The sequence below is a fragment of the Micromonospora sp. NPDC002389 genome, from assembly GCF_040296095.1.
GTDB lineage: Bacteria > Actinomycetota > Actinomycetes > Mycobacteriales > Micromonosporaceae > Micromonospora.
This window is the reverse complement of sequence record NZ_JBEOWP010000017.1, coordinates 91,119-111,689: the sequence shown is the minus strand read 5'-3', so window position 1 is coordinate 111,689 and position 20,571 is coordinate 91,119. Positions and strand designations below refer to the sequence as shown.

Sequence of the window (20,571 nt, the reverse complement as noted above, 5' to 3'; positions counted from 1 at the left end):
GTCACGCCATGACTCGTTGGGGCATCCTGGCCACCGGCCACATCGCCGCTCGCTTCGCCGAAGACCTCCGCCTGGTGCCGGGCGCGGAACTCGTCGCGGTCGGCTCACGGACCGCCGAGAGCGCCGAGCGCTTCGCCGAACGACACGGCGCGACCCGAGCGCACGGCACCTGGGACGATCTGGCCGCAGACCCCGAGGTGGACGTGATCTACGTCGCCACCCCGCACGCCGCGCACTACGAGGCGGCCCGCACCTGCCTGGCCGCCGGCAAGCCGGCGCTGGTGGAGAAGCCGTTCACGCTCGACCTGGCCACCAGCACCGAGCTGGTCCAGACCGCGCGCGCGGGCGGCGTCTTCCTGATGGAGGCCATGTGGATGCGGTGCAACCCGCTCATCCTGCGCGCCTGCGAGCTGATCGCCGAGGGGGCGATCGGCACGGTCACCGGCGTACGGGCCGACTTCGGCGTGGCCGGGCCGTTCCCGCCCGAGCACCGGATGCGGGCGCGGGCGCTGGGCGGGGGTGCGCTGCTGGACCTGGGCGTCTACCCGGTGAGCCTGGCCCACCTGATCCTCGGCGTGCCGCAGCACGTCCGGTCGTGGGCGAAGCTGGGCCCGGAGGGCACGGACGAGAACACCGGCATCGTCCTCGGGTACGACTCCGGCGCCGTCGCCACGCTGAGCTGTGGCATGGTCGGGGCGACCGGGCTCACCGCCTCGATCATCGGCACCACCGGGCGGATCGAGCTGCCCGATCCGTTCTTCCGGCCGGACGGCTTCACCCTGCACCGGGCGGACGCGCCGGCCGAGACGATCGGCGCTGAGCTGGTCGGCAACGGCTACCAGTACGAGGCGATCGAGGTGCAGCGCTGCCTGGCCGAGGGGCTGACCGAGAGCCCGCTGGTGCCGCACTCGGCGACCCTGGAGATCATGACCCTGCTGGACGACGTCCGCGCGCAGATCGGCGTCTCCTACCTCTGAGCGATGTGAGGAAGGGTCCCCTGCTATACGCGAGGCGTTAGCAGGGGACCCTTCCTTTCATCTCAGCTGAACAGGGGGCGCACGACGAAGTACATGATTGCGCCGATCGACCCGGCTGCCGGGAACGTCAGGATCCAGGCGCCGACGATGTTGCCGGCCACGCCCCACCGCACGGCGGAGAGCCGCTTGGTCGCCCCGACGCCCATGATCGCCGAGGTGATCGTGTGGGTGGTCGAGATGGGCGCGCCGAGCACCAGCGCGTTGAAGTAGAGCACGCCGCTGGCCACGGTCTCGGCCGCGAAGCCCTCCGGCGGACGCAGGTCGATGATCTTCCGCCCGAGGGTACGGATGATCCGCCAACCACCGGCGTACGTGCCGGCGGCCAGCACGGCGGCCGAGGTCCAGAACGCCCACTCCGGAATGTAGGTGGCGTCGTCCTGGTAGCCACCGACGAAGAGGGCGAGCACCACGATGCCGATGGTCTTGGCGGCGTCCTGCATGCCGTGGCCGACCGACATGGCCGCCGCCGAGGCGGTCTGCGCCCAGCGGAAGCCCCGGTTCAGCTTGCCCGGGTGACCCTTCCGGAAGATCCACTGCACGGCGACCATCGCGATGTAGCCGAGGATGAAGCCGACCATCGGCGACAGGATCATCGGGATGATCACGTTCTCGCCGATGCCCGACCAGAGCACGGTGCCGGAGGCCGCGACGGTCGAGCCGACCAGGCCACCGATCAGGGCGTGCGAGGAGGACGAGGGCAGCCCGAAATACCAGGTGATGATGTTCCAGGTGATCGCGCCGATCACACCGGCGAAAACGATACCGAGGCTGGACACACCGGTGGGTAGGTCCACCAGCCCGCTGCCGACGGTCTTGGCGACCTCGGCGCCGAAGTGGGCGCCGATGAAGTTGCCGACCGCCGCCATGGCGAGCGCGACCCGGGGTGTGAGCGCCCGGGTGGAGATGCTGGTCGCGATCGCGTTCGCGGCATCGTGGAAGCCGTTGGTGTAGTCGAACACCAGGGCCACCCCGATCACCGCCAGCACCGCGATGAGCTCGGGACTCACAGGATCAGGACTCCTTGACCGCGATGGTCTCGACGGTGTTCGCCACGTGCTCGAAGGCGTCGCAGGCGGCCTCCAGCTCGTCGGCGACCTCCTTCATCTTCAGCACGGTCAAGGCGTCGTACTCGCCGGAGAAGAGCCGCACCAGCAGCATCCGGTACGCCTGGTCGCCGTCGTTCTCCAGCCGGTTGATCTCGATCCAGTAGTCCTCCAGGTCCTTCATCGACTTCAGCCGGGGCATCGCCTCGGCGGTCAACTTGGCCTGCTGGTCGAGGACGTGCACCAGCTCGTGCATCTCCCGGGGCAGCGAGGGCAGCTTGGTCAGCCCGTACAGGTAGAGCAGGTTGCCGACCGCCTCCAGGTGGTCCATCACGTCGTCCAGCAGCGACCCCAACCGGTAGATGTCCTCCCGGTCGAACGGAGTGACGAAGGTCGAGTTGATCTTCTTGAACAACTCGTGGGTGATCTGGTCACTGTCGTGCTCGACCTCGGTGAGCCGTTCGCTGACCGACTGCACCTCGACATCGGGCAGGGCCAGCTCGTTCAGCAGCGCGGTACCCCGGACCAGGTTCTGCGCAGCCCTGGTGAAGAGCTCGTAGAAGGCGCCCTCATTGGGGCGGAATGAAAACCTCACAGCACGGACCTCGTCGTGTCGGTGGTAGGGGTGCAGCCGCCGTCCGGCGCCCTGCTGAGGGAATGCTAGGGAACCCCCCGAGCGGTCTTTCGTCGGCCCACCCCTGGCCAGGTGCCATTCACCGCTCGTTCAACTTCCGTTCACCTTCAGCAGACCCGCTGTCCTCAACAACCGCTCCCGTTCACCCGCGATGTCGAAATCCGCGGGCGGATACCCGAGCGAGAGGGTGTCGAACGTCTCACGCAGCAGGTGCGCCACCGCCCAGTCCCGAAACCACTTCCGGTCCGCCGGCACCGCGTACCAGGGCGCGGCGCCACTGCCGCACCGACCGAGCAGCTCCGCGTACGCGGCCTGGTAGTCGTCCCAGCGGGCGCGGGCGTCGACGTCGGAGGGGTGGTACTTCCAGTGCTTCGTCGGGTCGTCCAGCCGGGCCAGCAGCCGGCGCGCCTGCTCGGTGTGCGAGATGTGCAGGAAGACCTTGACGATCGCCGTCCCGCCGTCGGTCAACTCCCGCTCGAAGTCGTCGATCTCGGCGTACCGGGGCCGCCAGACCTCCTCCGGCGCGCGCTCCTGCACCCGGGGCACCAGGATGTCCTCGTAGTGCGAGCGGTTGAACACCCCCAGATGACCTGCGGGCGGCAGCGCCTGTCGGATTCGCCACAGGAAATGGTGCCGTAGCTCCTCGGCGGTCGGCGGCCCGAACGCCCGGATGTGCACGCCGAGCGGGTTCATCGCGCCGACCACCCGCTTGACCGTGCCGTCCTTGCCACCGCAGTCCATCGCCTGGAGGACCAGCAGCACCCGCCGTCCCGACCCCGGGTCGGCCTTCGCACCGGCGAACAGCATCTCCTGCTGGCGGGCCAACCCGTCGCCGACCCACCTGACCTGCCGGCGGGCCCAGCCCTTGCGGTCCGGCCCGGTCACCTCCGGGCCGGGCAGCCCGGGCGTCGCACGCGGATCGATCGCCCCGAGGTCGACCGGCGCTCCGGGCGGCACCCGGAGCAGGTCGCGTACCGCGCCGCCGACCGGCGCCACCACGTCAGTTCCCTCGTAGCCCATCGCAGCATCATCGCGCGACGGCGGTGGTGGCGCGCGGCGACGCCGACGCGGGCCGGGCTCAGACCACCAAGGCCAACCATTTGCGGTACGCGGAGGCAAACGGCTCGGTGCCGTCACCCAGGGCACCGAGCAGCCACCGTGCCGCCGCCTCGGCCTCCACCACCAGGTCGTCGGGGTAGCCGAAGCGGGCCCGGTGCTCGGCGAACTCGTCCTCGTCGCGCAGCTCGACCAGGCCGGTCTCCCGACGCCGGACCACGTCCAGGTCCAGGTCGATCAGGTGCACCGTGTCCTCGCCCTCCCAGCGGGCCGGGCTGGTGATGTCGCAGTAGACCTCGCTGGTGCGCGGGGGCGGGTTGAACATGCCGGTCCACCAGGCGTGATGCGGCACGAGCAACACGAACGGGATCTGCTCGACCGACGGGCGGCCGTGGTAGACGGAGCTGGTGCCGGCCGACACGCCGAGCCAGACGCCGAGGTCGTCCTCGGTCAGCCGGCGGGCCGGGTAGTCGCGGTGGGCGCTGCCGTCGTACTTGCGGTAGATCACGCGGACCACGTCGCTCGGCATGAGTCGCACCCTAACCGATTCCGCCCACCCGACGCCGTCAGGAAGTTACCGGACGACGGGGAGATATCTGCCGCACCGTGACACCGCAACACGGCCGCTCGGTACGGTCCGCGTCGGCCCCGGCGGGTACCGTGCCACGGTGACTCCGCCCCGCACCGCCACCGGCTCCGCCCGCGCCAAGGCCCGCCGTCGAGGTGACCGGCCCGGCGGGGCCGACCTGCTCGCCGCCGCGGTCGGCGCGGTGCCCGGCGGCGCCGCCCGCCCCGGTCAGCAGGAGATGGCCACGGCCATCGAGGAGTGCGTCTCCTCCGGCGACCACCTGCTGGTGCAGGCCGGCACCGGGACCGGCAAGTCCCTGGCCTACCTGGCGCCGGCGCTGACCGTCGACGGTCCGGTGGTGGTCTCCACCGCCACCCTGGCGTTGCAGTCCCAACTGGTCGAGCACGACCTGCCGCGACTGGCCGACGCGGTCGAGCCGGTGCTCGGCCGACGGCCGAGCTTCGCCGTGCTCAAGGGCCGTCACCACTACCTCTGCCTGGCCCGGCTGGAGAACTCCAACGAGGACGAGCCGGAGGACACCCTCTTCGACGCACCGACCGAGCGTCCCGGCGGCGGCACCAAATGGCTGGGCGAGGCAGGTCGGCTCGGCAAGCAGATCCAGCGTCTGCGGGACTGGGCCATGGAGACCGACACCGGTGACCGGGACGAACTCGACCCGGGCGTCGACGACCAGGCCTGGCGGCTGGTCTCCATGCCGGCCCGGGAGTGCGTCGGCGCGAGCCGCTGCCCGTACGGAGCGGAGTGCTTCGCGGAGGCGTCCCGGGCCCGCGCCCGGGAGGCCGACATCGTGGTGACCAACCACAGCCTGCTCGCCGTGGACATGCTCGCCGGACGGCACATCGTCCCGCCGCACAAGCTGCTCGTCGTGGACGAGGCGCACGAGCTGGCCGACCGGGTCTCCTCGGCGGCCCAGGCCGAGCTGACTCCGGAGCTGATCGACCGTTCCGCCCGGCGGGCCCGCCCGTTGCTGCGGCCGGAGACCGCCGAGGCGTTGACCGCGTCCGGTGACGCCCTCGCGGTCGGGCTGGCCGAGGCGCCGGTCGGGCGGATCACCGGTGGCCTGCCCGACCCGCTGCGGGAAGCCTGCACGCTGCTCGACGCGGCGACCCGCGCGGCGCTGGACAGCATCGGTGACATCAAGGCCGACGACCCCGACCCGGTACGCAAGCAGCAGGCCAAGTCCGTGCTGGACGAACTCTCCACCACCGCCCAGCGGCTGCTGGACGAGGCGGAGCACGACGTGGCGTGGGTGGAGCGCAACGACAACACCGGTCGGCGGGCCCTGGTCGTCGCGCCCCTCTCGGTCGCTGGCACGCTCGCCACGCACCTGTACGACGAGCGGACCGTGGTGGCCACGTCGGCGACCCTGGCCCTGGGCGGGCGCTTCGACACCGTGGCCCGGGCCCTGGGGCTGGACGCGCCGCCGCCCGCCCCGCCGACGCCGGCCGCCGCCGCGCTCGCCGACACCACCCGCCGCCCCCGCACGGCGTCGGGCGGCGCAACGCCGGTCGACACCGGGTCGGGCGGCGATCCCGCCGGGTCCCGGGCCGAGGCGGCGACCGACTCCGGCCCCGGCTGGCGGTCGCTGGACGTCGGCTCCCCCTTCGACTACCCGCGCCAGGGCATCCTCTACGTGGCCGCGCACCTGCCCCGGCCCGGTGTCTCCGGGCTTCCGGACGCCGCCGGGGAGGAGTTGCTCTCCCTGGTCACCGCGCTGGGCGGCCGTACGCTCGGGCTGTTCTCCTCCCGGCGGGCCGCGCAGCAGGCGGCGGAGTTGCTGCGGGCGCGCACCGACCTGCCCGTGCTGCTCCAGGGCGAGGAGGCGCTGCCACTGCTGGTGCGCAGGTTCCGGGAGGAGCGGTCGAGCTGCCTGTTCGGGGTGATGTCGCTGTGGCAGGGGGTGGACGTACCCGGTGACGCGTGCCAGTTGGTGGTGATCGACCGGCTGCCCTTCCCCCGGCCGGACGAGCCGCTGGCCGCGGCGCGGGCGGCGGCGGTGGACGCCCAGGGCGGTTCCGGTTTCGCCGCCGTCAGCGTCCCGATCGCGGCGGTCCGCCTGGCCCAGGGGGTCGGGCGACTGATCCGGGCCACCGGTGACCGGGGCGTGGTGGCGGTGCTCGACTCCCGGCTGGAGACCGCCCGTGGGTACGGGCCGTTCCTGCGCCGTTCACTGCCGCCGTTCTGGTACACGACCCGGCGTGAGGTGGTCCAGGGCGCGCTGACCCGGCTCGCCGCCGACTGACGTCGGCTCGGCCGCGCCGGGCAAGCCGAGCAGGGTCGGACCACCGTGGGTCAGGGGGCGCGGGAGGCGACGACCACCGCGTCCGGCGGGGTGTCCGGCACGCTGCGCGCGGCGAGGCGGCGTACCGCCGTGTTGAGCACCGCGATCAGCGGCACGGCGACGAGGGCGCCGGTGATCCCGGCGAGCACGACGCCGGCGGCCAACCCGATGATCACCGCTAGCGGGTGGATGGCCACCGCCCGGCCCATGATCAGCGGCTGGAGGATGTGCCCCTCCACCTGCTGCACGCCGATCACCACGCCGAGAATGATCAACGCGGTCACCGGACCGCTGTCGACCAGCGCGACCAGCACCGCCACGCCACCGGAGAGCGTGGCACCGACGATCGGGATGAACGCGCCGAGGAAGACCAGCGCGGCCAGCGGGAACGCGAACGGGATGTCGAAGATGACGAGGAAGATCCCGATGCCGACGGCGTCGATGAAGGCGACCAGCACGGTGGCCCGGACGTAGGCGCCCAGGGTCGCCCAGGAGGCCCGGCCGGCGTCGTCGACCTTCCAACGCGCCGCCACCGGCAACAGCCGGACCAGGAACCGCCAGATGACGGTGCCGTCGCGGAGGAAGAAGAACGCCGCGAAGAGCACCAGGACCGTACCGGTCAGCACCTCGGCCAGGGTCGCGGCGGTGGAGAGGGCGCCGGTGGTGAACCGCTCGGTGTTGTTGTTGACGAACTGCTGGATCTCCTCGATGTACCGGTCGAGGTCGTTGTCGGACAGGTGCAGCGGCCCGGTCTTGAGCCAGTCCTGGATCTGTTGCAGGCCCTGGGTCGACTTCGCGGCCAGTTCCGGTACGCCCTTGATGAACTCGTTGACCACCAGGGTCAACGTGCCGATCACCGCGGCCAGGCCGGCGACCAGCACCACCGCCGTCGCCAGCGACCTCGGGAACCGGGCCCGCAGCAGCCACCCGACGGCAGGGGCCAGCAACGCCGACAGCAACAGAGCGACGGCGAGCGGAATGATCACGATGCTGATCGTGCTGACGACCTTCACCAGCGCCCAGAACACGACGCCGACCACGATCAGCCGCCAGGACCAGCCGGCGGCGATGCGTAACGCGTGCGGCACGTCCGCGTCGTCGCGGCTGGAAGTGGAGGCCGGCCCGGGCTCCGGTGACTCCTCGTCGACCACGATGGCGGCCGACGTCGCGGCCGGACCGGGCCGCGACGGTGAGGCCGTGGCGGCCGGCTCCGGCACGTCCGGCGGCCGGTTCCGGGCGGTACGCACCGAATCCCGACCCGACTCGTACACGCGACGCACGCGGCTGCGGATCCGCTCGAACCGGCTCACGGGCACCTCCAGGCAGATTTCGGCCCGCGCATGGGCGCCAGGGGCGGACAGGATACGTCCGACCGCTCCACGGTAGGGCAAACTTCCGCCACACATTGCCCCCACGGACGGCTGCCCAACCCGGGTGACCACCGGTGGTGCGTCGGAGGCGACACGGTAGCGTCTGCGGCGTGACAGCCGACCCGAATCTCGACTCCGGCCTGCCCATCCGGCTGCTGCACGACCGCGTGCTGGTGCGGGTGGAGGGGAGCGAGGGCGAGCGCCGTTCCACCGCCGGCATCGTCATCCCCGCCACCGCAGCCGTGGGCAAGCGTCTGGCCTGGGCCACCGCCGTCGGAGTCGGGCCGCACGTACGCTCGATCGTCTCCGGCGACCGGGTGCTCTTCGACCCGGACGACCGCTCGGAGGTGGAGCTGCACGGGCGCGGCTACGTGCTGCTGCGCGAGCGTGACGTGCACGCGGTGGCCGCCGAGCGGGTCGAGGAGGACGCCACCGGGCTCTATCTGTGACCCCGGTGGCACCGAGACACCCGGCGACGACAGCGCCCCTCGTGGGCTGCCCGACCGTCCCCGGACGGCACTGACTCCGTCCGCGTCGTTTGCCACGCTCCCCGGCGGGAAGCCAGCCGCACCACCGGCCCTGGGGAGGGACGATGCCGGTATTCGTGAAGAAGGTGCTGGCCTGGGGCAGCCTCGCGTTCCTGATCTATTTCATGGCCTTCCGGCCGGAGGGCGCCGCCCAGATGTTCCGGTCGATCGGGGCGGCCCTGATGATGATGGCGCAGGGGCTCGGGGACTTCCTGACCAGCCTGATGGCCTGAACAGGCGCCCGCCCGCTCAGCGGTGGCCCGGCGGCCAGTGCGCGGGCGGGTGCTGCCCGTGCCAGCCGTACGGGCCGTACCCGGCGGGATAGGCGGGCGGCGGCGGGGGCTGCGGTGGCGCGAGCACCACCGGGATGGGCACCACCGGCTCCTCCGGTGCTTCGACCGCTCGCCGTGAGCCGTCCGGGAAGCGCAGGTGGTATCGCTGCCCGTCCCAGACACCCACCGGGGTCTGCGGGTCCCGGCCCACGAAGTACGACCGGTACAGGCTGATCGAGTCCAACAGCTCCCGTTCCTCCCGTGCCGTCCGTTCCCGGTCGGCGGGCCGGCGGTCCAGGCCCCGCGTCGCGCCGTCGCGCAGCAGCGCCAGCCGGGTCGCCGCGAACTGGTAGCCGCGCATCGCCCGCAGCCCGGCCTCGCCACCCACGCGCTGTGCCCACACCCGGGCCGCGTGCCGCCGCCCGAGGCTGCTCAGCGCCGCCACCTCCGGCGGGGTCAGCCACCCGGCGCGGACGTAGTCGGGCAGGACCCGCTCGGTGAGCCGGCCCTCCCAGGCCCGCAGCCAGACCGCGAAACCGACCATGCCGAAGAAGATCGGCACCATCACACCGACGATGCCGACCACCGAGATCAGCACCTCGCCGGTGGCCTCGGCCAGCGTGGGCAGCAGGTTCCAGGCTCCGTGCAGCATCATCGCCAGCAGCAGGCCGGCGACCGGGGCGAAGAAGCGGACCCGCCGGTCGGCCGACCGGGCGGCGATACCGAGGCCGATGCCGGCCAACGAGGTGAACAGCGGGTGGGCGAAACCGAACAGCAGGATCCGGCCGATGAAGATGGCGATGACCTGCTGTGCGCCGGTCGCCGGGCCGTACTGCTCGACGCCCGAGGCGTAGCCGAGGCCACCGAGGTAGAGGATGTTCTCCACCATCGCGAAGCCGATCGCGGAGAGTCCGCAGTAGACCAGTCCGTCGGTGATGCCCGACCACTCCCGCCGCCGGAAGATCAGCAGCAGGATCGGGCCGAGGGTCTTGGTCAGCTCCTCGATGAACGGCGCGACCAGCACCGCGGTCAGCCCGGCGGGCAGTCCCTGGTCGTCGAACCAGTTGGCGGCCGTCTCGTTGACCAGTAGCGAGATCGAAGTGGAGACGAAGGCACCCCAGGCGAAGCAGAAGATCAGATACTTCAACGGCTCCGGTTCGTACCGGTCGAGCCAGAGGAAGCAGGCCACCAGCACCGGCACCGGCAGGATCGCGGCGGCCGTGCCGACCAGCAACGCCTCCGTACCGATGCTGGCACCGATGGTGAAGATGATGAAGATCGCGCCGACGGCGATCAGCAGGATCACCCCGGCCAGCACCAGTGCCCGCCGCCAGCGGAACCGGCGTCGTGGCATGCCGGGCGCGCCGGGGCCACCGGGTGGCGCGCCGGGCACGGGAGGCGACGGCGGCAGGTATCCGCCGGACGGGGTGTCGGCCATGCGGTCAGCGTAGTCATGCCGAGCCCACCCGGCCCGGCGCATCGGCACCACGCCCCCGGCTCAGCCGACCGGGGGTGCGGTGGGCGCCTTGGCGGCCGGTTCCGGGCCGGCCGGCGCACCGGGCCGGTCCAGCTCACCGAAGGACTGCCGGACCAGCCGGTTCGCCTCCTCCTGGCTGATCCCCGAGGCCACCATCAGGTCGCTGGCGGTGGTACGCACCTGGGCGACCACCACGCTGCCGGAGAATCCGACCCCTTCGGCGTACGCCCTACCGGCCTCGCTGACCGCGCGCAGCGACCGCTCCCGGGCCTGCTCGGGCTCCTCGCCCTGGGCGAACTCCTTCTTGAGCAGGCGAACCGACTCGGCGAGGTGCGCGACCGCGTCCGGCATCGGCCCCGGGACCGGTTCGTCGTCCTCGATCAGGGTGACGGCCCGCCGGATCAGCGTGCCGCTGTTGCGCATCGCCCGGTCGATCGGCTCGGCCGCCTCGGCGTAGTGGGTCAGTTCGCTGCGCCGGTGCCAGCGCGCCGGGGAGAGCAGGGCGGTCTCCTTCGCGCCCTCGATCGCCTCGGTGAGGGCGGACAGCTCCTCCTTGTTGTCCCGCAACCGGTCCAGCGCCTGCTGGATCCGGTCGCGGTCCCGGTCGCGCAGTCCGTCGGCGGCGTGGTCGAGCTGCTCGGCGAGCAGGTCCAGGGCCGGCCGGGCGGCGCGGTTGAGCACCCGTAGCGGGTTGAGTGGCAGCAGGACGGCGGTGACCAGCAACGCGATGCTGCCGCCGACGAGCGCGTCGATGAACCGGGGGATCTCCAGGTCCTCGACCGACGGGCTGAGCGTCGCGATCAGCACCGCGGTGGCCGCCGCCTGGATGACGATGGCGACGCTGCCACCGGCGAAGATGGTGAGCAGGATCGCCGAGGTGACGATCAGTCCGAGCTGCCAGGGACCGGTGCCCAGGACATAGACCAGCAGGTCGCCGACGAACACCCCGACACCCACGCCGATGATCAGCTCGGCGGTGCGGCGGAACCGCTGGCCAACCGAGACGGCGAGGGTGCCGACCGCCGAGATCGGCGCGAAGACCGGCTGCGGGTTGCCCAGCAGTTCGTGCGCGGCCACCCAGGCCAGCCCGGCCGCGAGACCCGCCTGGAGGGCCAGGGCGAGCGACATCCGCACCCGGTGCAGGCGGTCCTTGAGGGTGGCCTTGCCCCGGTGGTGCAGTTGCGCGACCGTGTCCGCGATCCGCTGCGTGTCCACGTCCGACAGGCCGTCGCGCATGCGGTTGCCGCGCAGCAGGCGCAATCGTCGGTCCCGGGCCACCGCCATGGCCGCGACTACCCACGGCACGAAGGGACAATCCTCGTTGGGTGGGTGCACCCACCCATCGGGTGACGGACCCGCCGGGACCCGAGAAGGCGCCCGGTGGTGCAGACTCGTCCGGGTGACGGGACTGATCGAACGCTGGCGTGCCGCCGCCGGATCGGCGGGCGCGACCACGCCGACGGCGGTGGACGACGCCGGCGCCGAGCTGCTCGCCCGGTGGCGGGAGCCGCACCGCCACTACCACACCGTCGACCACCTGACCGCGGTGCTGGACGTCGTCGACCGGTACGCACCGGCCGCGTCCCGACCCGACCTGGTCCGGCTCGCCGCCTGGTGTCACGACGCCGTGTACGACCCCCGGGCACCCGGCGACCGCAACGAACGCGACAGCGCGGCGCTCGCCGAGGTCCTGCTCACCCGGGTCGGGCTGCCCGCCGCCGAGGTGGCCGAGGTCGGCCGGTTGGTCCTGCTCACCGCCGGGCACGCGGTGGACCCGGCGGACGCCGACGGTGTGCTGCTCTCCGACGCCGACCTGGCGGTGCTGGCCGCACCGGAGCCGGAGTACGACAGGTACGCGGCCGCGATCCGCCGGGAGTACGCCCACGTGCCGGAGCCGGACTACCGGGCCGGTCGGGCCCGGGTGCTCGCCGGCCTGCTCGGCCTGCCCGCGCTGTTCCGGTCAGCCCCGCTGGCGCACGCCGGACAGGCGCGGGCCCGGGCCAACCTGACCCGCGAACTGACCGCCCTGACCGGCCGGGACGCGGGCGGCGAGGTGTTTGGGGCGACGTAGGCCGGTGGCCCGCAGGAGCCGGACCAGTTCACGGCTCGGCACCACCTGCGCGCCGAGCCAGACCGCCATCGCGAAACGCTCCGCCGGGATGTCGTAGTGGTCCCGGTCGAAGCCGCGCCGGGGAGCGCCGAGCGCCTCGGCGAAGGCGTGCAACTCGGCGACGGAGACGTCACTGATCAGGTGGGACCAGAGACGACCCCGCGCCGGCCAGGCCGGCCGGTCCACGTAGATCACGGCAGCCACGGTACCCGGCGGCGACCCGAAGTTGATGATCACCATCGGCCGGTCGTAGCCTCGGCCCCATGGCCAGCCTCCTCGACGACCTCCGCGCCGCGCTCGGCCCGGACGCGGTCCTCACCGACCCCGACCTGCTGCGCGGGCACGAGCGGGACGAGGCCGACCTGTGCGAGTCCGGTACGCCGCTGGCGGTCGTCCGGCCGCGCCGCACCGAGGAGGTGGCCGCCGTGGTCCGGGCGGCCGGGCGGCACGGCGTACCGGTGGTGCCGCAGGGCGCGCGGACCGGCCTGGCCGGTGCGGCGAACGCCGTCGCGGGTGCGGTGGTGCTGAGCACCGTGGCGATGGACGCGATCCTGGAGATCGACCCGGTGAGCCGGATCGCGGTGGTCCAGCCCGGCGTGGTCAACGCGGCGCTCAGCGCGGCCGTGGCCGAGCAGGGCCTGTGGTACCCGCCGGACCCGGGCTCCTGGGAGTCCTCCACCATCGGCGGCAACGTCGCCACCAACGCGGGCGGCATGTGCTGCGTCAAGTACGGCGTCACCACCGAGTACGTGCTCGGCCTGGAGCTGGTGCTCGCCTCCGGCGAGGTGCTGCGCACCGGCCGGCGTACCGCCAAGGGGGTGGCCGGGTACGACCTCACCCGGCTCTTCGTCGGCTCCGAGGGCACCCTCGGGGTGATCACCGAGGTGACCGTGGCGTTGCGGCCCGCCCCGGCGGAGTCGTTGACCCTGGTGGCGGTCTTCGGCTCCACCGCCGAGGCCGGTGACGCGGTGGCCCGGATCGCCGCCCGGGGGCTCTCCCCCAGCCTGCTCGAACTGCTCGACCGCACGCACCTGGTGGCGATCGAGGCGTACCGGCCGATGGGGCTGCGCACCGACGCCGAAGCGCTGCTGCTGGCCGCCGTCGACACCGGTCCCCGCGCCGCCGAGGACCTGGCCGAGTTGGCCGCCGTCTGCACGGACGCCGGTGCCGCCGAGGTGTACACGGCCACCGACGCGGTGGAGGCCGCCGCCCTGCTACAGGCCCGACGCCTGGCCCACCCGGCGATGGAGAAGTACGCCTCGGACACGTACCCGGGCGGCAACGGCGGCCTGGTCATCGACGACGTGGCGGTGCCCCGGGCGGCGCTGGCCGCGCTGCTCGACGGGGTCGCCCGCATCGCCGCCGAGTGCCGGGTGCCGATCGGTGTGGTCGGTCACGCCGGTGACGGCAACATGCACCCCAACATCGTGGTCGACCGGGCCGATCCGGCCAGTCTGGAACGGGGCCGGCGGGCCTTCGACGAGATCATGCGCCTCGGCCTGGCACTCGGCGGCACCTGCACCGGCGAGCACGGCGTCGGGCTGCTCAAGCGGGAGTGGCTGGCCCGCGAGATCGGGCCGGTGGGCGTCCGGGTGCATCAGGCGATCAAGGACGCACTCGACCCGTCCGGGCTGCTCAATCCCGGCAAGGTGCTCTGAGCGGCGGGATTCTCGATCCCGGCGAGGTGCTCCGAGCGGGCGGCCTCAGCCGACCATCTCGGCCGGGGTGTTCTGGGTGAGCAGCAGCAGGATCTCCTCGGCCACCGCGGGGCGCTCCTCACCGGGGCAGTCCTGCGAGGTGATCAGACCCGCCGAGGTGAGCAGGCTGGAGGTCAACGCGCCGACACAGGTGACCCGGTAGCCCCGGGCCTCGTCGGTCTCCTTCGCCAGCCCCGGATCGGCGAGCAACTGCTGCAACCGCTCGCGGTGCTCCTCGCTGAGCGTGCCGGTCGAGGTGACGCCGTCGCCGGCACAGTCGATGCACTCCCACCGGCCATCGGGGGCCACGTTCAGGGTGCGCAGTGGACCGTCGCTGCCGAGGTTCTGCAACAGGCTAACCCGCCCCTGGCCGCTGGTCGCGGCGCCGCCGGCACCCGGCTGGTCGGCGGTCGACCCGCTCGCCGACGTCTCCGGTTCGGCGCGCTGGCCGAACGGGGCGCATCCGCTGAGGGCGACCACCACCAGGGCGGTGACGGGCAGGGACACCAGCCGTGACCAGGGTTGCGCTATCACGCGCGGAACTTACCTTACCGTAGGTAGGGCACGGAACCGTCCGGACGGACATCCACCGCGCCTGATCTCCAGAATGGACACGGTCAGCGCGGCAGCCCGGCCGCGCCGTCGTCGGCGCCACGGTCCGCAGGGTAGCCGCGCACGTCCGGCGCGCCCAGCCGGGCGGCGTCGGCGGTCGCGTCGTCCGGCATCAACTGGGACTGCCGCTCCGCCTCCACCCGCGCCCGGTAGTGCGTCACCTCGCGCTCCCGCCGGGCCCCGTCCCAGCCCAACACCGCGCCCATCAGCTCGGCCGCGTGCTCGGCCGACTCCAGCCCCCGGTGCGCGGTCTCGAAGGAGATCCGGGTACGCCGGGTGAGCACGTCCTCCAGGTGCAGCGCACCCTCGGCACGGGCCGCGTAGGTCACCTCCGCCGCGAGGTACTCCGGCGCGCCGGCCAGCGGGGACGCCTGCAACGGGTCGGCGTCGATCAGGGCGAGCAGGTCCAGGGTCAGGCTGCCGTAGCGCTCCAACAGGTGCTCGACCACCCCGACCGGCACCCCGTGCCGACGGGCCAGGTCGGCCCGGTCCCGCCACATCGACGCGTACCCGTCCGCACCGAGCAACGGCAGGTCGGCGGTCCGTGACGGGCGTTGCGTACCGAGTCGGTGCGCGGCCCGGTCGACGACGTCCGACGCCATCACCCGGTACGTCGTGTACTTGCCGCCGGCCACCAGCAACAACCCGAGCATCGGCTCGATGACGGCGTGCTCCCGGGACAGCTTCGAGGTGGAGTCCGCCTCGCCGGCCAGCAACGGGCGCAGCCCGGCGTACACGCCCTCGATGTCGGCCGTGGTGAGCGGCCGGTCCAGCACCGTGTTCACCTGCCGCAGCAGGTAGTCGATGTCGCTGGCGGAGGCCGCCGGATGCGAGCGGTCGAGCCGCCAGTCGGTGTCCGTGGTGCCGATGATCCAGTGCCCGCCCCAGGGGATCACGAACAGCACACTGCGGGCGGTACGCAGGATCAGCCCGGTCTCGCCGGTGATCGCCGAGCGGGGCACCACCAGGTGCACCCCCTTGGACGCCCGGACCCGGATACCGCGCCGCAACCCGACGTCGTCGAGCATCCGCGACATGTCGTCGGTCCACACGCCGGTGGCGGCGATCACGGTGCGGGCGCGTACCTCGAACTCGCCCTCCGGGGACCCGGCGGGTGCCTCCAGGTCGCGGACCCGTACCCCGGTCACCTCGCGGGCCTGCCGGATCAGCCCGACCGCCCGGGCGCTGCTCACCACCGTCGCGCCCAGGCTCGCTGCGGTGCGGGCCAGCGTCACCACCAGGCGGGCGTCGTCCACCTGGCCGTCGTAGTAGCGGATCGCGCCGGCCAGTCCCTCGGTGCGCAGGCTCGGGAAGACCCGGCGGGCACCCTCGCGGCTCAGGTGCCGGTGCAGCGGCATGCCCCGGCCGCCGCCGAAGAGACCCGCGAAGACGTCGTACGCGGCCACTCCGGCGCCGTAGTACGCCCGGCGCAGCACCCGGGCCGGAAGATCGCGTACGCCCTGCCCGGCGGGGAGCGGCACCAGGATCGGCACCGGACGCACCAGGTGCGGCGCCAACCGGGTGGCCAACAGGCCCCGCTCGGTGAGCGCCTCGTGCACCAGGTTGAACTCCAACTGCTCCAGGTAGCGCAGGCCGCCGTGGATCAGCTTGCTGGATCGGCTGGACGTGCCGGCCGCGAAGTCGCGGGCCTCGACCAGGGCCACCTTCAGCCCACGGGAGGCCGCGTCGACGGCCGCGCCGGCTCCGGTCACGCCACCGCCGATGACCAGTACGTCGAAGCGCTCGGCCCGTAGCCGACGCAGGTCGTCGGCCCGGCGGGCGGGCGAGAGCTGGCCGGCAACGGATCGCAAGACGTGGGGATCGCGCACCCGTCCACGGTAGCCGCAGCGATCACCTGGTGGCATTCGACGGCCGCCCGGGACGGCCGGTGGAAGCCGGACCGTAAGGTGTGCGGATGCGTGACGATCACTTGACGTCCGGTGACGCCGGCAGTCCCTGGGCCGCTGTCGCAGCGGTGCTGGTCGGTGGCGTGACGGTCACCATCGCCCTGCTGACACAGGCCGGTGGTTGGCTGGTCGACCAGGTGCTGCTGCTCAGCGGGCTGGACCGGTTCGTGCCGCTCTGGCCGCTGGCCGGCCTGTTCGCCGTGCTCCTGATCGGTGCCGCCACGCTGCCGCTGGCCCTGGTCCCCCGCTCGACCACGATCCGCGCCGCCGGCCGGGTCTGGCTGGCGGCGACGCTCGCGATGGGCGTGCTCGGGCTGCTGCGGACGATCCCCCCGGTGCACCACGAGGCGTACCTCGCCGCACTGGCCGTGACCGCCGCGCTGCTGGCGTTGCTCGCGCACCGGCTCTCCCCCCGCCTGGCCCCCGCTCCCCGCCGCGCCCGCCCCGGGCCGCTCCCGCCGCCCGGCTGGCCCACGACACCGCCCGGCTGGCCCACCACACCGGCGGGTCCGCCCACGACGCCGCCGGGTCCGCCCACGACGCCGCCGGGTACGCCCGGGGCGGGGCCGGAGTCGCCCGGAGAGCAGCCGGTCCCTGCTCCGGTCAGCGATCGTTCCGAACCGGTGGAAGAGCCGCCGGGCACCGCCGGACCCGATCGGGCCGCGCCGCCAGCTCCGCGTCCGACCGTGGTGACCCTGCTCGGGATCGCGGGCGGGCTGGTCCTGCTGATGCCCTGGGTCCGGTTCGGCGCGCTCGGCGGACTGCTGGAGACGCTGCTGGCCGGGCTGGCCGCCGCCGCCGTGGGAGCGCTGGCCGGCGAACTGCTGGACGCCCGCTTCTGGGGCCACCACGAGGTCGGCGAGCCGCCCCGACCGGCCCGGCTGGTGCTGCTCGGCGGGCTGGTCGCCGGGGTGGTGCTGCTGCTGGTCGGCGCCGGTACCGGCCAGTCGGGTGCCCAGTTGCCGCTGCTGTTGACCCTGCCACCGGCCGGCTTCGCGCTGGCCGCGCTGCGGGCCCTGGCCCGGCGTACCGATCGGCGGCACGGTCGCCTGCCCACCGCCTGGCTGGTCGGGCTGGGCGTGTTCGGCCCGCTGGCCTTCACCGACCCGGAGGAGGTCACCCTGCTGTTGTCGGGCAGCCGGGACATCCCGTTCTGGGTGGCCGTCACCACCGGCGCCGGGCTCCTCATCGCGCTGCTGCTGTCGACCGCGTACGCGCTGGTGCTGGCCCGGCCCTCGGCACGCCCGCCGCGCCGGGCCACGGCCTGGACGACCGCCGTGGTGATGCTGCTGACGGTCGGCGTCGGAGGCGTCGTCGCCGGCCAGCCGGGGCTGCACGGGGAACGGTTGTTCGTGGTGCTGCGCGAGCAGGCCGACCTCACCGGCCTGCCGGCCGGGGCGGGCAAGGCGGGCCGGGACGCCCGCGCCGAGGAGGTCTACCGGCGGCTGGTCGACACCGCCGAGCGGACCCAGGCCGACCTGCGCCGGGACCTGCGCCGCCTACGGCTCGACCACACCGCCTACTACCTGGTCAACGCGATCGAGGTGGACGGCGGGCCGGTCACGCGGGCCTGGTTGTCGACCCGGCCCGAGGTGGCGCGGGTCCTGGTCAGCCAGCGGCTGCGCCCGCTACCGGTGCCGGACGGCACGACGCGTGGCGACGCGCCCGCGCCGACCGGACCACCCTGGAACATCACCATGATCGGTGCGGACCGGGTCTGGTCCGAGCTGGCGGTGACCGGCGCCGGGGTGACCGTGGGCAGCTCGGACTCCGGGGTGGACGCCGGGCACCCGGCCCTGACCCCGGGCTTCCGGGGCGGCGACGACTCGTGGTTCGACCCGTGGAACGACACCCGTACGCCGACCGACCGCAGCGGGCACGGCACCCACACGGCGGGCAGCGCCGTCGGGCGGGGCGGCATCGGCGTGGCACCGGGAGCGCAGTGGGTGGGCTGCGTCAACCTCGACCGCAACCTGGGTAGCCCCGCCGCGTACCTGGACTGTCTCCAGTTCATGCTGGCGCCCTTCCCGCCGGGCGGCGACCCGTTCGCGCAGGGGCGCCCGGCCCGGGCCCCGGAGATCCTGACCAACTCGTGGGGCTGCCCGTCGATCGAGGGCTGTGACCCCCGGACATTGCTGCCGGCCGTCGACGCGTTGGAGGCCGCCGGGATCCTCGTGGTGGCCGCCGCCGGCAACACCGGCCCGTACTGCCGGTCCATCCAGGACCCGCCGGCCCCGTACCCGGACGTGCTGACGGTCGGCGCGGTGGACGAGCGGCGGCGGGTCACCGACTTCTCGTCCCGAGGTCCCACCCCGTCGGGCGTGCACAAGCCGGACCTGGTGGCGCCGGGCGCGGACATCCTCTCCGCGATGCCCGGAGGTGGTTACGCCACGCTCGCCGGTACGTCCATGGCGACCCCCCAGGTGGCGGGCGTGGTGGCGTTGATGTGGTCGGCCAACCCGGAGCTCGTCGGTGACCTGGACCGGACCCGGCGGATCCTGCGCGAGACGGCCACCCCGATCGACGCCCCGAGCGGCTCCCGCAACTGCGGCGGTACGGCGAACGTGGCCGGCGCCGGGCTGGTCGACGCGTACGCCGCCGTCGAGGCCGCCCGGGGATGACGCCGGATCGCGGCCTGACACCGGACTGGTCGTGATCTAGGGTCGGCAGGCATGGACGGGACCACCATCGTCGAGTTGACCGTCGAGCGGGCCGCCGAGGTGGTGGACCTGTGTCGCCGGGCGCTCGACCTGCCGGAGGACGCGGCCGAGGCGGAAGCGCTCGTGGCGACGCTCTGGCACCGGGCCGCCGCCGACCGGCCGGTGCGGGTGTTCGGCGCGTACCGGGAGGATGCCCTGGTCGGCGTCCTGATCGGGTCGCGCTCCGGCGAGGCCGGGCACGTGGACCTGCTGGCGGTGGCCCCGGAGGTACGCCGTCAGGGGGTGGCTCGGGCCCTGCTCGGGCACGCCGAGCGGGTGCTGGCCGAGTCGGGTGCGGTCGAGATGGTGCTCGCCGGGAACCCGCCGCACTACGGCTGGCCCGGCATCGACGTCCGCTACACCCCGGCGATCTGTCTCGCGCTCGCGCTCGGCTACCGCCAGGACGGCACCGCCTGGAACATGACCGCCGACCTGTCGTACGACTCGTCGCCGGCCCTGCGCTCCACCGAAGCCACCGAGGCCCGGTTGGCCGGGCAGGGCGTGACCGTACGCCGGGCCGAGTCGAGCGACCTGCCGGCGCTCGCCGCGTTCGCGCGTACGACCTTCGGCGGGGCCTGGGACGCCGAGCTGGCCGGTTCGGTGGGCCGTCCCGACGCCGGCTGCCACCTGGCCGAGCGCGACGGTGAGCTGCTCGGCTTCGCCGCGTACGGGTCGTCCCGGCCGAGCTGGTTCGGGCCGATGGGCACCGCGCCCGCCGCCGAAGGGTCGGGGATCGGCGGTGTCCTGCTCCGTCGCTGCCTTCAGGACCAGCGGGCGGCTGGCGTCGAGTTCGCGCAGATCGGCTGGGTCGGGCCGGTGCCCTTCTACTCGGGCAGCGCGGGTGCCCGGATCGAGCGGGTCTTCTTCCTGTACCGCAGGGCGCTCGGCACCCGGAACGAGTCAACCGGCACATAGGCGCCGATAGCACCGTTCACCCACCCCGGTCATCGACGCCCCCTACGGTTTTGCATAGAGGAGGCAGCCATGACCACGGATGACGAGCAGACCCGGGACGCCCTGGCGGTGCCCCTGGTCGCGGTTCCCGAGCTTCCGGCTCAACTGCCGATCGACCGGCTGGACTACGGCGACGCCGAGCAGTTGGCGGAGATGAGCGGGGCAGCCGAAGCACCCGAGGAGCCGCTCATCCTGGTCGACGAACCGGCACCGCACCGCCCACCGTACGACCGACCGCAGCGGCGCGACGAGCGGCCGCTACCGACATAGGAAAAGGGCGGACCGCTGACGCGGCCCGCCCTTTCC

19 protein-coding genes are annotated in these 20,571 nt (G+C 73.2%); 9 read left to right on the top strand and 10 right to left on the bottom strand.

All coding sequences use genetic code 11. From position 1 onward, the window contains the following. Nucleotides 1–8: 8 nt before the first annotated feature. Nucleotides 9–977, top strand: a complete 969-nt coding sequence (locus ABT008_RS26090) for a Gfo/Idh/MocA family protein (protein WP_350699322.1) — start codon at nucleotides 9–11, stop codon at nucleotides 975–977. Between the two features lie 62 nt (nucleotides 978–1,039). Here the strand turns inward: ABT008_RS26090 and ABT008_RS26085 are convergent, their stop codons facing one another. From ABT008_RS26085 to ABT008_RS26070, 4 genes are all read right to left on the bottom strand, one after another. Further along, a complete protein-coding gene (locus ABT008_RS26085) occupies nucleotides 1,040–2,044 on the bottom strand; it encodes an inorganic phosphate transporter (protein WP_350699320.1) in 1,005 nt (334 codons plus the stop codon). A gap of 4 nt (nucleotides 2,045–2,048) precedes the next feature. Then, nucleotides 2,049–2,675 carry a DUF47 domain-containing protein gene (locus tag ABT008_RS26080; protein ID WP_350699318.1) on the bottom strand — a complete coding sequence of 209 codons (627 nt, stop codon included), beginning with the start codon at nucleotides 2,673–2,675 and terminating at the stop codon, nucleotides 2,049–2,051. A gap of 129 nt (nucleotides 2,676–2,804) precedes the next feature. Continuing rightward, on the bottom strand, nucleotides 2,805–3,734 hold the full coding sequence (locus tag ABT008_RS26075; protein ID WP_350699316.1) for a PPK2 family polyphosphate kinase: 930 nt from the start codon (nucleotides 3,732–3,734) through the stop codon (nucleotides 2,805–2,807). A gap of 58 nt (nucleotides 3,735–3,792) precedes the next feature. Then, nucleotides 3,793–4,299 carry a DUF402 domain-containing protein gene (locus ABT008_RS26070; RefSeq protein ID WP_350699314.1) on the bottom strand — a complete coding sequence of 169 codons (507 nt, stop codon included), beginning with the start codon at nucleotides 4,297–4,299 and terminating at the stop codon, nucleotides 3,793–3,795. Nucleotides 4,300–4,366: 67 nt separating this feature from the next. On the opposite strand from ABT008_RS26070, the gene ABT008_RS26065 reads away from it, so the two are divergent. Then, nucleotides 4,367–6,601 carry an ATP-dependent DNA helicase gene (locus tag ABT008_RS26065; protein WP_502890509.1) on the top strand — a complete coding sequence of 745 codons (2,235 nt, stop codon included), beginning with the start codon at nucleotides 4,367–4,369 and terminating at the stop codon, nucleotides 6,599–6,601. A 50-nt stretch (nucleotides 6,602–6,651) separates the two neighbouring features. Here the strand turns inward: ABT008_RS26065 and ABT008_RS26060 are convergent, their stop codons facing one another. After that, complete coding sequence (locus ABT008_RS26060) at nucleotides 6,652–7,950, bottom strand: AI-2E family transporter (RefSeq protein ID WP_350699311.1); 1,299 nt, start codon at nucleotides 7,948–7,950, stop codon at nucleotides 6,652–6,654. Nucleotides 7,951–8,120: 170 nt separating this feature from the next. Here ABT008_RS26060 and ABT008_RS26055 point away from each other — a divergent pair, with 170 nt between their 5' ends. Continuing rightward, nucleotides 8,121–8,459 (top strand): GroES family chaperonin, encoded by a 339-nt coding sequence (locus ABT008_RS26055; protein WP_131057469.1) that lies wholly within the window; start codon nucleotides 8,121–8,123, stop codon nucleotides 8,457–8,459. Between the two features lie 143 nt (nucleotides 8,460–8,602). Beyond that, nucleotides 8,603–8,770 carry a hypothetical protein gene (locus ABT008_RS26050; RefSeq protein WP_162854396.1) on the top strand — a complete coding sequence of 56 codons (168 nt, stop codon included), beginning with the start codon at nucleotides 8,603–8,605 and terminating at the stop codon, nucleotides 8,768–8,770. Nucleotides 8,771–8,786: 16 nt separating this feature from the next. On the opposite strand, the gene ABT008_RS26045 is transcribed toward ABT008_RS26050, so the two are convergent. Beyond that, nucleotides 8,787–10,289 carry a PrsW family intramembrane metalloprotease gene (locus tag ABT008_RS26045; RefSeq protein WP_350699310.1) on the bottom strand — a complete coding sequence of 501 codons (1,503 nt, stop codon included), beginning with the start codon at nucleotides 10,287–10,289 and terminating at the stop codon, nucleotides 8,787–8,789. A gap of 18 nt (nucleotides 10,290–10,307) precedes the next feature. Further along, a complete protein-coding gene (locus ABT008_RS26040) occupies nucleotides 10,308–11,522 on the bottom strand; it encodes an FUSC family protein (protein ID WP_350699344.1) in 1,215 nt (404 codons plus the stop codon). A gap of 163 nt (nucleotides 11,523–11,685) precedes the next feature. Here ABT008_RS26040 and ABT008_RS26035 point away from each other — a divergent pair, with 163 nt between their 5' ends. Further along, nucleotides 11,686–12,357, top strand: coding sequence for an HD domain-containing protein (locus ABT008_RS26035; RefSeq protein WP_350699308.1), 672 nt, complete (start codon nucleotides 11,686–11,688; stop codon nucleotides 12,355–12,357). Here the strand turns inward: ABT008_RS26035 and ABT008_RS26030 are convergent. Then, on the bottom strand, nucleotides 12,247–12,636 hold the full coding sequence (locus ABT008_RS26030) for a DUF4031 domain-containing protein (protein WP_350699307.1): 390 nt from the start codon (nucleotides 12,634–12,636) through the stop codon (nucleotides 12,247–12,249). The genes ABT008_RS26035 and ABT008_RS26030 overlap by 111 nt on opposite strands. A gap of 23 nt (nucleotides 12,637–12,659) precedes the next feature. Here ABT008_RS26030 and ABT008_RS26025 point away from each other — a divergent pair, with 23 nt between their 5' ends. Beyond that, nucleotides 12,660–14,054, top strand: coding sequence for an FAD-binding oxidoreductase (locus ABT008_RS26025; RefSeq protein WP_350699305.1), 1,395 nt, complete (start codon nucleotides 12,660–12,662; stop codon nucleotides 14,052–14,054). 45 nt (nucleotides 14,055–14,099) lie between these two features. Here the strand turns inward: ABT008_RS26025 and ABT008_RS26020 are convergent, their stop codons facing one another. Then, nucleotides 14,100–14,600 (bottom strand): hypothetical protein, encoded by a 501-nt coding sequence (locus ABT008_RS26020; protein ID WP_350699303.1) that lies wholly within the window; start codon nucleotides 14,598–14,600, stop codon nucleotides 14,100–14,102. A gap of 110 nt (nucleotides 14,601–14,710) precedes the next feature. Continuing rightward, nucleotides 14,711–16,570, bottom strand: a complete 1,860-nt coding sequence (locus ABT008_RS26015) for a glycerol-3-phosphate dehydrogenase/oxidase (RefSeq protein ID WP_350699301.1) — start codon at nucleotides 16,568–16,570, stop codon at nucleotides 14,711–14,713. 50 nt (nucleotides 16,571–16,620) lie between these two features. On the opposite strand from ABT008_RS26015, the gene ABT008_RS26010 reads away from it, so the two are divergent. The 3 genes from ABT008_RS26010 (at nucleotide 16,621) to ABT008_RS26000 (ending at nucleotide 20,535) form a co-directional block, all read left to right on the top strand. Beyond that, complete coding sequence (locus ABT008_RS26010) at nucleotides 16,621–19,233, top strand: S8 family serine peptidase (RefSeq protein WP_350699299.1); 2,613 nt, start codon at nucleotides 16,621–16,623, stop codon at nucleotides 19,231–19,233. A 51-nt stretch (nucleotides 19,234–19,284) separates the two neighbouring features. Beyond that, on the top strand, nucleotides 19,285–20,226 hold the full coding sequence (locus ABT008_RS26005; RefSeq protein ID WP_350699297.1) for a GNAT family N-acetyltransferase: 942 nt from the start codon (nucleotides 19,285–19,287) through the stop codon (nucleotides 20,224–20,226). Between the two features lie 69 nt (nucleotides 20,227–20,295). Continuing rightward, nucleotides 20,296–20,535 (top strand): hypothetical protein, encoded by a 240-nt coding sequence (locus tag ABT008_RS26000; protein WP_350699295.1) that lies wholly within the window; start codon nucleotides 20,296–20,298, stop codon nucleotides 20,533–20,535. Nucleotides 20,536–20,571 lie beyond the last annotated feature (36 nt).